We start from the raw sequence: 16,388 nt of genomic DNA on the forward strand, positions 1-16,388 counted from the left end.
ATTATTTTATGTGGACTTGCAATTGCAATTCCATTTCAAGCACAACAATTTAATATTGGAGCAGAAGGAGCTCTTTTTATATCAGCAGCTGTTGCTACTGGTTTTGGAGTTTCAACAAATTTTCCTAAATTAATACATATTCCTTTAATGCTTCTTGTCGCAGGTGGAGTAGGAGCATTTTGGGGATTTATTCCAGGAATTTTAAAGGCAAAATGGAAAGCAAGTGAACTTGTTATAACTCTGATGATGAATTATGTAGCACTTTATCTTAGTTTATATATTATAAATTTTCATTTTAGAGATAAAAAAGCGGGGTATCTTGTATCATATCAACTTCCAAAAACTGCTTGGTTTGATCAATTTGTAAAAAATACAAGAATACATTATGGAGTTTTGTTAACAATTGTTTTTATAATTTTAGTTTACATTTTACTTTACAAAACAAAACTTGGTTATGAAATAAGAATGACAGGTTTTAATATAAACTTTGCAAAATATGGAGGAATTAATACTTTTAAAATTATTTTATTAACTCAAGTAATAGGTGGCTTAATTGCAGGAATTGCAGGGATAAGTGAGGTTATGGGAATTCATAGAAGATTTAATTGGCAAGCAACACCAGGTTATGGGTGGGATGGAGTTGTTGTTGCAATAATTGGTAGAAATCATCCAATTTTAATAGCATTTGCATCAATTTTTATAGCATATTTAAGAGTAAGTGGTCAGGTTTTAAATTTACTTACTGATATTCCAGCAGAAATTGTAACAGTTCTTGAATCCATAATAATTCTTTTAATTACTGCTGAAGCATTTCTTACACAATGGAAATATAGAATTACAGTGAGAGAAGCAGAAAAAAGGGAGGTTAAAATTGAATCCGCTTCTTAAAAGTATTTTAAGCACATCTTTTGGTTTTGCAATCTTAAGGGTCATGACTCCAATTTTATATGCTGCAATTGGAGTCGCTATAACAGCCCTATCAGGTGCAATAAATATCTCTATGGAAGGAACAATGCTTTTAGCAGCTTTCTTTGGTGTTATAGTTAGTGCTTTTACACAAAATCTACTTTTTGCTTTGATTGCAGGAGTAGCAGCAGGAATAGGACTTGCTTGTATTCTTGCATATTTTCATCTTAAACTCAAAGCAGATATAATTCTAGCAGCAATTGCTTTAAATATGTTTTCATCAGGATTTTCAATCTTTCTTCTTTATGTTTTTGCAAAAGATAAAGGAACATCAAGTTCTCTAAAAAGTTTAGTTTTTCCATCACTTCATATTCCAATTCTTAAAGATATACCAATATTAGGTGAGATTTTTAGTGGCCATAATATTCTTACTTATTTAGCATTAATATCTGTAATTATTTTTTATATAATAATCTTTAAAACTCCACTAGGATTAAGAATTAGAGCAGTAGGTCAAAATCCAGACGCAGCAAGTTCTGTTGGTGTTAATGTTAATAAAATTAGATTTTATGCATTAGTTCTTTCAGGGATTTTTGGTGCTCTTGGTGGTCTATATTTAGCGATGGGTTATGTTAGTTGGTTTGCAAGAGATATGACAGCAGGAAGAGGATTTATTGCTATTGCTGCTTCTAATTTAGGAACTCATATGCCTGTTGGTGTTTTTCTTGCTTCTCTTCTTTTTGGTATTTTAAATACCATTGCTATTTATCTTGCATCGCTTCAAATTCCTTCAGAATTTATTCAAATGATACCTTATATTGCAACAGTTATTACTCTAACAATATATTCAATTCAAGCATCAAGAAAAAGAAGAAAATTATAAAAAGAAAGGAGAAAAAATGAAAAAAATAATTCTTGATTGTGATCCTGGACATGATGATATGATTGCTATTATGCTTGCTTCAACAAGAAATGAAATAGAACTTCTTGGTATTACAACAGTTGCAGGAAATCAAACTGGAGATAAAACATTTGAGAATGCATTAAAAACATTGACATTAATAAATAGAAAAGATATAAAAGTTGCAAGAGGTTTTGATAAACCAATATTAAGAGATTTAGTAACTGCTCCAAAAATTCATGGAATATCAGGTTTGGATGGAGCCAATCTTCCTATACCTCAGGTTGAACCACTTAAAATTCATGCAGTCGATTTTATAATTAACACAATTTTAAACTCAAATGAAAAAATTTATCTTGTTCCAACAGGGCCACTCACAAATATAGCAATTTCTCTTATAAAAGAACCAAAAATAAAAGAAAAAATAGAAAAAATTGTTCTAATGGGTGGAGCAATTTTTGATTCAAATATTACTCCTTCTGCGGAATTTAATATTTATGTTGACCCTGAAGCAGCAAAAATTGTTTTTAATTCAGGTATTCCACTAGTAATGGTTGGTCTTGATGTTACAAATAAAGCTCTTTTAACTTTTGAAGATATTGATAAAATTGAAAAAATGAATGGAAAAGTTTCAAGGGTTGTTGGTCCACTTTTAAAATTTTTTGCTAACGCAAATAAGGAATTTTTCGGATTTAATGGAGCACCAATTCATGATGCTTTAACAGTAGCATATCTTGTTGATGAATCTGTATTAACCTTAAAAGATTATTATGTAGATATAGAAACACAAGGAGAATTAACAAGGGGAAGAACGGTTGTTGATACTTATGGTGTTTTGAAGAAAAAACCAAATGTTTCAGTTGCGGTTAATTTAGACATAAATAAATTTAAAAAAATGATTTTTGAAATGATTGAAAAGTTAGATATAAGTTAAATCAAAAGGAGGTATTTGTGCTAATAAAAAATACAACAATTATAAATTTTTCAGATCTTAAAATTGAAAAAAATAAGGATATTTTGATAGAAGGGAATATAATTAAAAAAATTGGAGAAAATTTAGAAGGGGGTCAAGAAGTTATTAATGGAGAAAATTTTTATACAATGCCAGGGTTAATAAATTGCCACTCCCATGTTGCGATGACATTAATAAGAGGTTCAGCAGAAGATGTTAATTCAACTGATTGGTTTAATAAGTATATTTGGATTTATGAAAAAAATTTGAAACCCCATTTTGTTTATTTTGGAACTCTACTTGGAGCAGCTGAGATGCTCCTTTCCGGTGTAACAACTGTTTTTGATCACTATTTTTATATGGATGAGGCATATAAAGCTTACGATGAATCAGGCATGAGAGCAGATCTTGCTTGGGCTCTTTTTGGGATAGGAGAAGGTGAAGAAGAAAATTTTAAAAAAGCAATGGATTTTATAGAAAAATATAATGGTCTTTCTGATAGATTAACACTCTCTTTAGGTCCACATTCTCCATATGTTTGTCCAGAAGATTTTTTGAAAAAATTTTCTATTTTATCACAAACTTATAAATTAAAAATTCATATTCATGCATCAGAAATGGAGTGGCAGGTAGAAAAAAGTTTAAAAGAGAAAGGCAGAACTCCAATCGAATATCTATATAATCTTGATTTAATAAAAGAAAACACTCTAATTGCACATGCATATAGAGCAAAAGATGAGGATTTAAAAATAATAAAAAATGAAGGTGCTTTTATTGCTCATGCAGCAAAAACATTTATGAAATTTGGAGATCTTTCAGATATTTTGGTAAGAATTTTAAAAGAAGGAGTAAGATGTGGTTTTGCAACAGATGGAGTTGTTTCTAATAATACACTATCAATTTTTGAATCAGGAAGATTTGCAGCACTTAATGCAAAAATTTCAAAGAATAATGCTGAAATAGCAAAAATTGAAGAACTTATTCCACTATTTTCTTCAGGTGGATCACTTCTATCACATATAAATTTAGGTGAAATAAAAGAGGGATATGTTGCTGATTTAATTCTTGTAAATAAAAATTCTCCATCATTAAATCCGTTTATAAATATTTTCGCAAATTTACTCTATTCAATCTCTGAAAGAGATATAGATACTGTAATTGTTAATGGAAAAGTTGTTGTAAAAAATGGAAAAATTCTTACAATTGATATTCCTTATATTATGAAAGAAATAAATAAAATTAAAGATGTTATGCTTATAAGAAGTGAAATACCAATGCAAAAATTTGGAGTATAAATTTTATGAGTGAAGCCCATATCAAATGCGAAAAAGAGGATATTTCAGAAAAAATAATATTAGTTGGAAATCCAGATAGAGCGAAAAGAATTAATAACGAATTTTTAAAAAATAGTAAACTTGTAAATGATTATAGAGCTCTATATGTGTATACTGGATTTTATAAAGATGTAAGAATTACTGTTGCAACAACAGGAATGGGCTCACCCTCTGCTGCAATTGTTCTTGAAGAATTAATAAAATTGGGTGGAAAAATTTTTATAAGAGTTGGTAGTGCAGGTGGGTTAAATCCTGAAATTAAAACTGGTGATATTGTTGTTGCAACTGCTTCTATAAGAGATGATGGAACATCCTTAAAATATTTGCCATTGGAATTTCCAGCAGTTCCTGATTTTGATTTAACAAAACTTTTAATTAAAAAGGCTAAAGAAAATTTTGAAAGAACCTTTTATGGTATAATTTTATCTTCTGATGGGTTTTATGAAAATTATGATGAATATACAATGAAAAAATTTGTTGAATCTCAAGTTCAAGCAGTAGAAATGGAAAGTGGAATTGTTTTTATTGTTTCACAAAGAAGAAAAGTTAAAGCAGGTGCGATTTTTGTTATTGATGGAAATATAACATTAGGAAAAATGAAAGAAAAGGGGAAAGATAAAGAATTTATGCAAGGTGAATATTTTGCTTCAAAAATCGCACTTGAAACTATTTCAGAATATAAAATATAACTTTTCTTATATTTTACTTATTTTTATTACTTCATTATGGAGTTTTTGGGGGGTGAATGAAATGTTTCATGAGGGGTGGTATAAACCATTTGAATGGATATATTTTTTATTACCATCTATTATAACAATATTGTTATCTATTATCTCAATTTTATATCCAAAAATTGGAGGTGTCTTAATTATAATTTTTGGTGGAATTTTTTCTATTACTGTCTTATCAAGAATAATATCAATAAACACTTTAAGTTTGAAAATTATTATTTCTTGGATTCCAGTGACTTTTCTTTTTATTTTAATGGGATTTTTATTTATATATGAATCTAAGAAAAAACAAATTAGCAAAAAAATTAAATTAAAAAGAGTGCTCTATTTAATATTAATAAACCTCATAATAATATTTTTATTTGGTGTTCCTCTTTTTATAAGAAATATAAATAGATTTAATGATGGTTATAGAGGAGAAAGAAAAATTAAAGGTTTTGAAATTGAATTAATATGGTCAGGTGAAGGTGTTGCATTTCATTTTAAATCAAAAGGAAATTTGTCATGGAATGAAATCGCACTTTATGGAAAAGGTGAGATTGGTTTTGAAGGAAAAAAATTTATTTATGCGACAAAAAAAGATTTTGAAAAATATAACATGTTTAGATATATAAATTATGAAGGAACAGAATTAACTGACAAGATATATGATTTTTGGAGATTGCCTACTATTGATGAATTAACAAGGAGTATGTATAGAAAAGGAAAATGCGTTGGAGTTCCATGGAATGGAAAAGAAGGAAAGCAAAATTATGAAATAACACCTGATAAAGAAACACCCTTGTGGCTTACAAATGAACCAGTAATTTATTATTTGTCTTCAACTGAAGCAAACGATAAAGAGATATATACAATATCTTATAATGGTTGTGTCATTAAAAGAGATAAAAGTTTTGTTATTGGTTCTCTTGGTTTCAGAGCTGTAAGAACTAATAAATCATTTGAAGAAAGTAAATAGTAACCACTATATCTTTTCTTTAAAACCATTTAAAATATTGTTAATAATGATTAAAAAGGAAAGGAGGAATAAATGAAAAAAGTTTTGGAGAGGTTTTTAAATTATGTTAAGTTTGATACTCAATCAAAAGAAGGAAGTGAAACTTATCCCTCAACTCAAACTCAAAAAATTTTTGCTGAATATCTTAAAAATGAACTGATTTCGATAGGAATGGAAGATGTTGAGGTTGATAAATATTCCTATGTTTTCGCAACACTTCCCTCTAACATAGAAAAAGATATTCCACCTCTTGGTTTTATGGCACATATGGATACAGCACCAAATATGAGTGGAAAAAATGTTAATCCAAAGGTAATTGAAAATTATGATGGTAAAGAAATTGTTTTAAATGAAAAAGAAAATATTATTCTTTCACCTTCTTATTATCCTGAAATATTGAAATATGTTGGAGATGATCTCGTTGTTACTGATGGAACAACTCTTCTTGGAGCAGATGATAAAGGAGGAATTGCAGAGATAATAACTGCAATGGAATATCTTTTAAATCATCCTGAAATAAAACATGGAAAAATTAGAGTTTGTTTTACTCCAGATGAAGAGATTGGAAAAGGAGTTGAATTTCTTGAACCAGAAAAATTTGGGGTTAAATTTGCTTATACAGTTGATGGTGGAGAAGTTGGTGAACTTCAATTTGAAAATTTTAATGCTGCAAAGGCGCTTGTTGAAATTAATGGAGTTGATATACACCCTAAAGAAGCTAAAGGCAAAATGAAAAATTCAATGCTAATTGCAAATGAACTTATAAATATGTTGCCTCCACAAGAAAGACCAGAACACACAGAAGGATATGAGGGTTTCTTCCATCTTATTTCATTTGAAGGAAAAGTTGAAAAAACAAATCTTTATTTTATTATTAGAGATTTTTTTAAAGATAGTTTTCAAAAAAGAAAAGAATTAATGAAAAAAATTTCAGAAATTTTAAATTTTAAATATGGGAGTGGAACAGTAAATTTAATATTAGAAGATACATATTATAATATGAAAGAAATTGTTGAACCACATATGGAATTAATTGAAATTGCAAAAAAATCTATGGAAGAAATTGGTATAAATCCAAAAATAATTCCAATAAGAGGTGGTACAGATGGTGCTAGATTATCTTATAAAGGAATACCAACTCCAAACATTGGAGTAGGTGGTTTTAATTATCATGGAAGATATGAATATATACCTGTATCATCTCTTGAAAAAGTAACTCAAATTATAATAAATATTGTAAAAAATTACACTGAATTTTATTATAAGTCACCTGGGTAAATTATCGATATTTTTTTATTAATTGAATCCCAGTTTACCTTGCATCCTAAATTTTCCGCAACAAATCTAATTGGTAGCATAGTCCTGCCATTTATTATAAGGGGTGTAACTTTGGGATTTTCTGGATCTATTAATTTAATGTTATTGTTTACTTTTGCTAAATTTTTATCTATCCACAATTCTATAATTATATCATTGAATAATATTTTGACTTTTCTTTCATTCTGTTCCCATATCAATTTTGCACCAAGAGGTTCTAAGATATATCTTATAGGTAGATAAGTTCTGCCTTCTATTATTCTAGGAGGAGTATCAATTTTTTTAGGTGTATCATTAACATACATAATATCGCTATTTATAGTAAGTTCAAATTTAATAATTTTTAAATAAAGTACTTTAAAAGACTTTTCACCTAAATTTCCTGCAATATCTTCATATTTAAAATTTAGATAATTTATGCCTTCCTTTAAATAAATAATTTGATAAAATTCAAAATTTTCTGTCAAATTTAAAATATTATCATTTAATTTAAGATATTTAATAAATTTATAATTATCTTTTATTTTACCATTTATAATAAGTGTATCATTATAAACCCTATCAGGTATATTCAAAATTAGTTCAGGTTTTTCTAAATCAAGAATCACATTAATTTCTTTTATTGCAAAATTATTAAAAGTATCATATGCTTTTATAAATATTTTATTTATGCCTTCATTTAAATTTAAATTAAAATTGAAAAGTCCGGTTATATTAAAATTTATTTTATTATCATTAATATAAATATCCTTAACATTTGTCTCATGATCATATACCTTACCAATAATATTAATTTGATAATTATTTGTGTAATAGTTATCATTTGGAAAAATAATTTCAATATAAGGAGGATTTGAATCCTGAATAGGAATTTGAATTATTAAAATTTCAGATATTTCAGTAAAATAAAATCCTACAATTTTTAATTGATAGTAATAAACATTATTAGATGAAATTTCATTATCTAAATATTCAAAAGAGTTATTATTAAATACTTTAATTAATTTCATTTCTTCTAATGTGTTACCTCTATAAAGCTCATATTTTCTTATATAAGAAATTTCAAAATCTAAAATATTCCATTTAATTTTTACAAATTTTTCCATAAATTCATAATTAAATATGATACTAGGTTTTTCAGTGTAAATTTTAATTAATTTAAATATTCCATTTCCATCAGTTCCTACATACACATTATTTTTATTATCAATATATAAATCATTCAAAAAATAATTTGTTAATCCATTTGATAGAGGAATCCATATTTTATTAATAAAATCATAATAATTAATTCCAGAATCACCAGATGTTAAAATTCCATTATTATATTGATAAATTTTAAAAACTTTACTATTCTCTAATCCTAAAAATCTCCAATTTTTACCAATATCTTCAGATTCATATACACCATTGTCTGTTCCAATATAAATTTTATTATTTATAAAATTTAGAATATATATATTAGAACCTATTGCTTTTGTATCTACATAATTATGAATATCAAATAATTTTTCCCATACTTTAAGATCTTTAGTTATATATAATCCGTTATTAGTAGCAGCAAAATATAACTTTTTATCTTCAAAATTAATACAACTAAAAGAATTAATTTTTAATTCATTTAAGCCAATATTTATCCATTTATATTTGTTAATATCTGACATAAAAATCCCTTCATTAGTTGATAAAAAAATTCTAAAAGAATCATTTTTGTCTATAAAAATAGAATTAATACTTGATCTAAAATTTGTTGTTTCATTTGTTTCTATATATTTCAAATTCTTTAAATCAAAATTAAATAATCCAAAATTAGTTCCTAAATAAATAGTATTTTCATTTAATGGGTTTAAATGAATACAATATATTTCTAAATCTAAAGGATAATTATACAAAAATGATCTTCTTATATTATCAAAATATCCTATTTTCCCATCTCTACCGATATAATATAATTTATTGTCAAACTCTAAAGTATTTGAAATGTATAAAGAAGTATTTACACTATTAAAATATCCAGAATTATTAGAAATATTTAAATAAAAATTGCCAATTTCAGTTGATAAAATCAAAACATCAGGTGACTCAAAAAAATATGAGTTTATATTCTCTATTGTTAAAGGTAATTCAAGTTCATACCAATTAATAAAACAATCATTTGTATAGAAGCAAAAACCTCTCTGTTTGTTTACAAGAGGTATATTTAAAATTCCAAATGTATAAATTATATTGTTATTATTTGGATGAATAAATATATTTTTAAACGTATAGTATTCAGAATCAAAAATAAATGCTCTTTCCCAAGTTATTCCATCGTTATCAGTTTTAAATAAACCATAATTTGATGTTCCAACAAATAATTTTTTATTATTGTTTGGATCAATGCCTATCGAATAAATATAATAATAAGTTAAACCAATATTTTCCCATGTATCACCAGCATCTGTTGATTTAAATAAACCTCTTCCTCCAAGATATATAATTGATGGGTTTTTAAGATTTATTTCAAAACATATAACAATTCCATTAAATGTTTTTTTAAAATTTAAATTTTCTGAATATATTGATTTATAAAAACCTGAAAATGAAGATAAAAAAATATATGTTAAATCTTGATCTTTTAATTTAGCTATCTCAATTTTTTCAATATCTAATTTTGTGTTTATATCAATATTAACCTCATGAAAACTTTCTCCAAAATCGTCAGTTTTATATAATCCATTGTTTGTTGCAACATAGAAAATATTATAATTGTTAGGATCTTCTTTTATATAATTTACAATGAAGTTATCAAATCCTATTTTAACCCATACTTTATTATTTATTTTTTTGTATAATCCAAAAGAAGTGCATGAAAATTCTGTATTATTAATTTTTTTTGTATATAAAATTTGTTTTGGCTCTTCAAATTTTAAAAATGTTTTTCCAAAATTTTTACTTATTGCATAATTTTCATTAAGCCCTATGTACATAATATTATTATTAAATTCAATACAATTAATATATTCACTATCTAAATTTAACTTTTCTAAAAGTTTAGCTTCTTCGTCATATTTGTAAATTTCACCAATATTTGTTCCAAAAAATATATTTTTTTTATTAAGTATATTTAGACATGACACGCCAGATTTTAGACTTCTGAATATAGGACTCCAATTTTTACCATCATCATAAGATACAAATAAACCATGAACTGTTCCAACATATAATTTTCTAATGCTATCATCATATATAATTTTAATAACTGTTGAGCATTCATTATTAAATCCAAATATTTTCCAAGTTAAACCTCCATCCTCTGATTTATATATTCCATTACTTGTAGCTATGTAGAGGTTATTTTCATTTTTAGAATCTTGTTCTATAAAATAAATATTTTCATTATCTTTTGATAAATTTTTATCAATATCAATATAAATCCAATCTTTTCCTTCATTTGTAGATAAGTATAATCCATATTTATTACATCCAGCAAATATTTTATCTTTATTTTTTAAATCAAAAATAAATGTATTTACAACATCAGGCAACTCTGAAAGAAAAAACCAATTTTTACCATTATTAATTGATTTATAAATACCAATATCAGTAGCTAAAAATATTTTATTTGGATCTTCTTGATCAAATATAATCTTATTAATAAAATGAGTAAATAAACCATTATTAATAGGTACAAGATCTTCCTCATTTAATATAGATTTATATACACCTTCTCCCCAGGTAGCAAAATATATTTCATCATTTTTAAATTTTATATCTTTAATTGATGAAAACATATAATTTTTATTAAGTGGAAACATAATTTTATTATCAAATTCAGAATTTCTAAGAATTTTTGAATTTGATAATAAAAAATCGAGATTAAGAAAATAAATTATCAGTAAACTGATAAATAAAATTATTTTAATTTTGTATGACATTTACAATCCCTTTGGTGGAGCAGACGGGATTTGAACCCGTGACCTCCTGAGTGCAAATCAGGCGTTCTCCCGCTGAACTACTGCCCCACCTAAAAATCTTAAAATATTATATCATAAAATATTTTAATGTAAATTAACTCTTTGGATATACAATTGTTACTTTTCTTGTATTTCCATCCCATTGAACTTCACAACCAAGATTTTCTGCAACAAATCTAATTGGAAGCATTGTTCTTCCATTTATAATGATTGGTTTTACATTATGGTTATTTTCATCAATCCATTTTATGATTCCATTAACTTTTGCTTGAGGATTATCTATCCACAATTCAATTATGTCTCCTTTAAAAGAAATAGTAACTTTTCGAGAAACTCCATCCCACATGATTTCTCCACCTAATTCCTCTACTATTGCTCTAATTGGAAGAAGAGTTCTTCCCCAATCACTTACTATTACTGGAACAGTTCCTCTTCCTGGATCAATCTCTTTATAAATTCCATTAACACTCATCATAGGATTTCCTATCCAAAGAAGAATTGTTATTTTTTCTAATGGTGGGGGTGGCGGTGGTGATTCACTATCTTCAAATGCCCAAAGGTTATTTCCTGAACCTATAAAAATAGTTCTATTATTTCCAATTGCAACTGATGAGTAGTATATTTTCTTCTTAAGATCAAGTTCCCATTTAAGAGTTCCATCTGGTTTAATAGCATAAAGATAACCACTTTCATCTCCAATATATATAACTCCATTACCATCAATTGATGGTGAAGAGTTTAGCCAATATCTACTTTTAAAAGTCCATTTAATAGTTCCATTTGGATTAAATGCAACCAGCCCTCTATTTATAACTCCAACATAAATTGTTCCATCAAATCCAATTGCTGCTGTTGAATTTATTGGACAATTATTTCCAAAATCAAATTCCCATTTTTTAGTTCCATCTGGATTTAAAGCATAAAACTTTTGATCTGTTGATCCAAAATAAATTGTTCCATCATCTCCTATAGTTGGTGAAGAATTTATTAAATTTCCAGTTGGAAAGATCCATTTTTTAGTACCATTTGGATTGATTGCATAAATTTTTCTATCTTTTGAACAAACATATATAGTTCCATCAGGTGATACTGCAGGAGAAGATTTTGAAATAGAATATCCTGTTTCATATTCCCATTTTTTGTTTCCATTTTTATCAAGTGCATATAAATATTTACCTCCTCCAACATATATGGTTCCATCAAAAGAAATTGTTGGTGCTGATTCCGTGAGACCTCCTGTTTTATAAGACCATTTTAATGTACCATCAGGTTTTATTGCATAAATTGTTGAACCTCTTCCAAAATATATTACACCATTTGAATCAATTGCTGGTGACGAAACTGTGCTAACATCTCCTGGACCTTTATAATACCATTTTTCTGTGCCATTTGAATTAATTGCATAGAGTTTTCCATCACTTGATGCAACATAAATTGTTCCATCACTTCCAATAACTGGTGATGTATCAATTGCATCACCTGTAGAAAATCTAAATTTTTCTTTTGGTGTCTCTGGGCCAAGAAGATTAGTTCTTCCTGTGTGATAAATATCATGCATAAACATAGGCCAAGGTGAAATTTGATTTGTTTTTGAATTTATAAATCCAATTTGACCTAAAAATAAAAAAGTTAAAATCAATGAGAAAATTATTAATCTTCTCATTTTATCTCCTCCTTTAAATTATTTTTTTAATTATAATAAACAAATAAAAATAAACAAGTTGTTTTATTGTGATAAAATTTAAAATATGAATAAAGTTGTGATAAAAATTGGGACAAATTGTCTTACACATTCTGAAACAAAAGTTCCAGAACCAGAAGTTCTTGGAAGTTTAGCAAAAGGGGTTTATTATTTAATAAACAAAGGATATAAACCAGTTATTGTAACTTCTGGTGCAATTGGCCTTGGTTTAAAAACTCTTGGTTTAAATCAAAAACCAAAATCAATCTCTCTAAAACAAGCATCTGCAGCAATAGGGCAAAGCATATTAATGAATATATATTCTGAATTTTTTTCACTTTTTGGAATAAAAATCGCTCAAATTCTTTTAACAAGAGAAGATATTATTGATAGAACAAGATATATTAACACAAGAAACACTTTTGATGTTTTACTTGATAGAGGAGTTGTACCGATTGTAAATGAGAATGATGTTGTTGCAGTTGATGAGATTAAATTTGGAGATAATGATACATTATCAGCAATTGTTTCAACTATAATAGATGCTGATATTTTGATAATACTTACAACAACAGATGGTGTATATGATAAAGATCCGCTGATTCATAAGGATGCAAAAAGAATAAAGATAGTTGAATCTTTTGATGATAAAATTTATTCATCTATTGAAAAAACAAAAACTTCTCTTGGAACTGGTGGCATGGAAACAAAAATTAATGCAGCAAAAATTGCAACAAGCGTTGGAATAAAAACTGTGATTGGTAGTGGATTAAATCCATTTAGAACAATTAAAGGCACAATAGAAGGAGAAGATATAGGAACTATTTTTATTCCAAAGGAAAAACATCTTGATTCAAGAAAAAGGTGGATTTTATATGCTTTAACTTCTAAAGGGGAAATTATAATTGATAGAGGTGCTGAAGATGCTATTAAAAATTTAGGGAAAAGTTTACTTTTGCCTGGAATAGTAGAAGTTAAAGGAGAATTTTTTGAAAAAGAAGCTGTTTCAATATTAAATATAGAAAATAAAAAAATAGGTCAAGGACTAACAAACTTTTCTTCATTAACTATAAAAAGTATGATTTTACATAAAAATGAATTAAAATCAATTAAAGAAATTATTCATAGAGATAATTTAGCAATAATAAAAGAATAAGGAGGTTTTTATGGAATTAAATGAATTAAAACTTAAAAAGAAAAATGTTTGGGAGGAGTACAAAGAAGAAGAAATTGAAAAAGTTTCGAAAGATTATATTAGATTTATTTCTTACGCAAAAACAGAAAGAGAATCAGTTGATTATATTGAAAAGATTTTAATAGAAAGCGGATTTAAAAATTTAGATGAAAATAAGAGTGATGATAAACTTTATAAAAAAATAAAAAATAAATCAATTTTTATTTTAAGAAAGGGTGAAAAAGATCTTAGAGAAGGTTTTAATCTTGTAACAGCTCATATTGATTCTCCAAGAATAGATTTAAAACAAAATCCTCTTTATGAAGACACTTCCCTTGCTTTTTTTGAGACACATTACTATGGTGGAATTAAAAAATATCAATGGGTATCAATTCCCCTTGCATTAAAAGGAGTAATTATTAAAAAGAATGGAGAAGTTTTAAAAATAGATAGTGAAAAAGAAGGTATAATTTTTTCAATAACCGATTTACTTCCACATCTTGCGAGAAAACAATATGAGAAGAAAATTGGTGAAGCAATTGAAGGTGAAAATTTAAATGTATTAATTGGCTCAAAGCCACTGAAAGATGAAAAAGAAGAAAAGGTAAAAGCAAATATATTAAAATTTTTAAACGAAAAATATGGTATATGTGAAGAAGATTTTATATCAAGTGAACTTACATTAGTTCCATATGGTGAAGCAAAAGAAATTGGTTTTGATAAAAGCATGATTTTAGGCTATGGTCATGATGATAGATCTTGTGCTTTTTCTGGTTTTCATGCAATTTTAAATTCAGAAAAGCCAAAAAGATGGTCTATAGTTTACTTGATGGATAAAGAAGAAATTGGCTCAGAGGGAAACACATCAGCACAATCCTTTGTTTTTGATGAAATACTTTTGAATTTTGTAAATGATTATAAAGAATTAATAAATATATATTCAAAATCATGTGTTTTATCAGGTGATGTTAATGCTGCTTTTGATCCTAACTTTAAAGAAGTTTTTGAACCAAAAAATACAGCATATTTAAATAATGGTGTTGTAATGACTAAATTTACAGGAAGAGGCGGAAAATATGAATCTAATGATGCGAGTGCAGAATATGTTGGAAAAATTAGAAATTTATTAAATGAAAATGGAGTAGTTTGGCAAACTGCTGAATTAGGAAGAGTTGATGAAGGTGGTGGAGGAACAGTTGCAATGTTTTTCGCAAGAAAAGGCATGGATGTAATTGATATGGGACCAGGAGTTTTATCTATGCATGCTCCATTTGAAATTATTTCAAAAGGTGATCTATTTGCAACATATCATTCTTATAAAGTTTTTATTGAAAAATTTGAATAAATGGAAATAGGAATAATTGGTTTACCAAATTCAGGAAAATCAACTCTTTTTAAAGCACTTACTGGCAATGACATAGTGATAAACCTTTTTCCATTTTCAACAGTTAATCCAAATATTGGGGTTGTCTCAGTTCCAGATGAAAGATTAGAGATTCTTTCAAAATATATAAAACCAGAAAAAATTATTCCAACTTCAATTAAATTTATTGATCTTGCGGGATTAGTTAAAAATGCACATAAAGGAGAGGGACTTGGAAACAAGTTCCTCTCCGAAACAAGGAGAGCAGATGGACTTTTAGAAGTTGTTAGATGTTTTGAAGAAAAAAATGTGCCACATGTTGAAGGAAGTATAGATCCAATAAGAGATATAGAAATAATTCACATAGAAATTGCTCTTTCTGATTATGAAATTATTGAAAAAAATTTTGAGAAAGTTGATCATGCATATCGCTCTGGAAAACAAGAATTAAAACTTGAATTTGAAGCACTTAATTTTGCAAAAGAAACTCTTAAAAAAGGTGCTTGGTTAAATGAAATAAATTATCCTAATGAATTTAATGAAATTTATAAAAAATATAATCTTTTGACAACAAAACCTCTTATAATAATTGGAAATGTTGGTGATGAGGATATTTTTAATGGGGAAAGTGAAAATTTTAAAAAATTAAAAGATTATTGTGAAAAGAAAAAATATAAACTTTTAAAGGTTCCTCTGAAAATTGAACTCGAACTTTCAGAAATGGAAGAGAACGAAAGAGAGGCTCTTCTAAAAGAATTAAATTTAAAAGAAAGAATTCTAAATACAATTATAAAGGAATCATATACAATTTTAAATTTAATAACCTTTTTTACATATGCTAACAATATTATTCAAGCATGGTCTATAAAAAGGGGAGCAAATGCAAAAGAAGCTGCAGGAAAAATTCATACTGATTTTGAGAAAGGTTTTGTTAAAGCAGAGGTTTTTAATATAAATGATTTAAAAAAAGTAAATTCATTGCATGAATTAAGAGAAAAAGGGTTAATAAAAATTGAGGGAAAAGAATATATTGTTCAAGATGGTGATGTTATTTATTTTAAAATAAATATTTAAAT

12 protein-coding genes and 1 tRNA gene are annotated in these 16,388 nt (G+C 26.6%); 10 read left to right on the forward strand and 3 right to left on the reverse strand.

Annotated features, from left to right (window positions below; translation table 11 throughout):
* The 7 genes from N3D74_04140 to pepT form a co-directional block, all read left to right on the forward strand.
* The coding region (locus N3D74_04140) for an ABC transporter permease (GenBank protein MCX8095355.1) at positions 1-888 on the forward strand (888 nt) is incomplete at its 5' end.
* The gene (locus N3D74_04145; protein MCX8095356.1) at positions 872-1,789 is read left to right on the forward strand and encodes an ABC transporter permease; all 918 of its coding nucleotides are present in this window, start codon (positions 872-874) and stop codon (positions 1,787-1,789) included. The genes N3D74_04140 and N3D74_04145, both read left to right, overlap by 17 nt.
* 16 nt (positions 1,790-1,805) lie before the next feature.
* Positions 1,806-2,741, forward strand: a complete 936-nt coding sequence (locus N3D74_04150; GenBank protein ID MCX8095357.1) for a nucleoside hydrolase — start codon at positions 1,806-1,808, stop codon at positions 2,739-2,741.
* Between the two features lie 17 nt (positions 2,742-2,758).
* The gene (locus tag N3D74_04155; protein ID MCX8095358.1) at positions 2,759-4,054 is read left to right on the forward strand and encodes an amidohydrolase; all 1,296 of its coding nucleotides are present in this window, start codon (positions 2,759-2,761) and stop codon (positions 4,052-4,054) included.
* Positions 4,055-4,059: 5 nt separating this feature from the next.
* Positions 4,060-4,782, forward strand: a complete 723-nt coding sequence (locus N3D74_04160; protein ID MCX8095359.1) for a nucleoside phosphorylase — start codon at positions 4,060-4,062, stop codon at positions 4,780-4,782.
* Between the two features lie 52 nt (positions 4,783-4,834).
* A complete protein-coding gene (locus N3D74_04165) occupies positions 4,835-5,782 on the forward strand; it encodes a hypothetical protein (protein MCX8095360.1) in 948 nt (315 codons plus the stop codon).
* Between the two features lie 72 nt (positions 5,783-5,854).
* On the forward strand, positions 5,855-7,099 hold the full coding sequence (gene pepT, locus N3D74_04170) for a peptidase T (GenBank protein MCX8095361.1): 1,245 nt from the start codon (positions 5,855-5,857) through the stop codon (positions 7,097-7,099).
* Here pepT and N3D74_04175 read toward each other — a convergent pair.
* The 3 genes from N3D74_04175 to N3D74_04185 all read right to left on the reverse strand — a co-directional run bounded on the left by N3D74_04175 (position 7,081) and on the right by N3D74_04185 (position 12,757).
* The gene (locus N3D74_04175; GenBank protein ID MCX8095362.1) at positions 7,081-11,055 is read right to left on the reverse strand and encodes a stalk domain-containing protein; all 3,975 of its coding nucleotides are present in this window, start codon (positions 11,053-11,055) and stop codon (positions 7,081-7,083) included. The two genes, pepT and N3D74_04175, sit on opposite strands and share 19 nt — an antisense overlap.
* 12 nt (positions 11,056-11,067) lie before the next feature.
* A tRNA-Ala gene (locus tag N3D74_04180) sits at positions 11,068-11,142 on the reverse strand.
* Between the two features lie 46 nt (positions 11,143-11,188).
* A complete protein-coding gene (locus tag N3D74_04185; protein ID MCX8095363.1) occupies positions 11,189-12,757 on the reverse strand; it encodes a PQQ-binding-like beta-propeller repeat protein in 1,569 nt (522 codons plus the stop codon).
* Between the two features lie 85 nt (positions 12,758-12,842).
* On the opposite strand from N3D74_04185, the gene proB reads away from it, so the two are divergent.
* The 3 genes from proB to ychF are packed head-to-tail and all read left to right on the forward strand — an operon-like array spanning position 12,843 to position 16,386.
* Complete coding sequence (gene proB / locus N3D74_04190) at positions 12,843-13,931, forward strand: glutamate 5-kinase (GenBank protein ID MCX8095364.1); 1,089 nt, start codon at positions 12,843-12,845, stop codon at positions 13,929-13,931.
* A gap of 10 nt (positions 13,932-13,941) precedes the next feature.
* A complete protein-coding gene (locus N3D74_04195) occupies positions 13,942-15,294 on the forward strand; it encodes an aminopeptidase (protein MCX8095365.1) in 1,353 nt (450 codons plus the stop codon).
* The gene (gene ychF, locus N3D74_04200; protein ID MCX8095366.1) at positions 15,295-16,386 is read left to right on the forward strand and encodes a redox-regulated ATPase YchF; all 1,092 of its coding nucleotides are present in this window, start codon (positions 15,295-15,297) and stop codon (positions 16,384-16,386) included.
* The last annotated feature ends 2 nt before the right edge of the window (positions 16,387-16,388 follow it).

The sequence above is a fragment of the Caldisericia bacterium genome, assembly GCA_026414995.1.
In the GTDB taxonomy this organism is placed as follows: Bacteria; Caldisericota; Caldisericia; order B22-G15; family B22-G15; genus JAAYUH01.

Bases quoted from the DNA above. Each gene is read 5' to 3' on its own strand.
- proB (MCX8095364.1), top strand. From the start codon at position 12,843: ATGAATAAAGTTGTGATAAAAATTGGGACAAATTGTCTTACACATTCT.
- N3D74_04150 (MCX8095357.1), top strand. From the start codon at position 1,806: ATGAAAAAAATAATTCTTGATTGTGATCCTGGACATGATGATATGATT.
- N3D74_04175 (MCX8095362.1), bottom strand. From the start codon at position 11,055: ATGTCATACAAAATTAAAATAATTTTATTTATCAGTTTACTGATAATT.
- N3D74_04185 (MCX8095363.1), bottom strand. From the start codon at position 12,757: ATGAGAAGATTAATAATTTTCTCATTGATTTTAACTTTTTTATTTTTA.
- ychF (MCX8095366.1), top strand. From the start codon at position 15,295: ATGGAAATAGGAATAATTGGTTTACCAAATTCAGGAAAATCAACTCTT.
- N3D74_04195 (MCX8095365.1), top strand. From the start codon at position 13,942: ATGGAATTAAATGAATTAAAACTTAAAAAGAAAAATGTTTGGGAGGAG.
- N3D74_04160 (MCX8095359.1), top strand. From the start codon at position 4,060: ATGAGTGAAGCCCATATCAAATGCGAAAAAGAGGATATTTCAGAAAAA.
- pepT (MCX8095361.1), top strand. From the start codon at position 5,855: ATGAAAAAAGTTTTGGAGAGGTTTTTAAATTATGTTAAGTTTGATACT.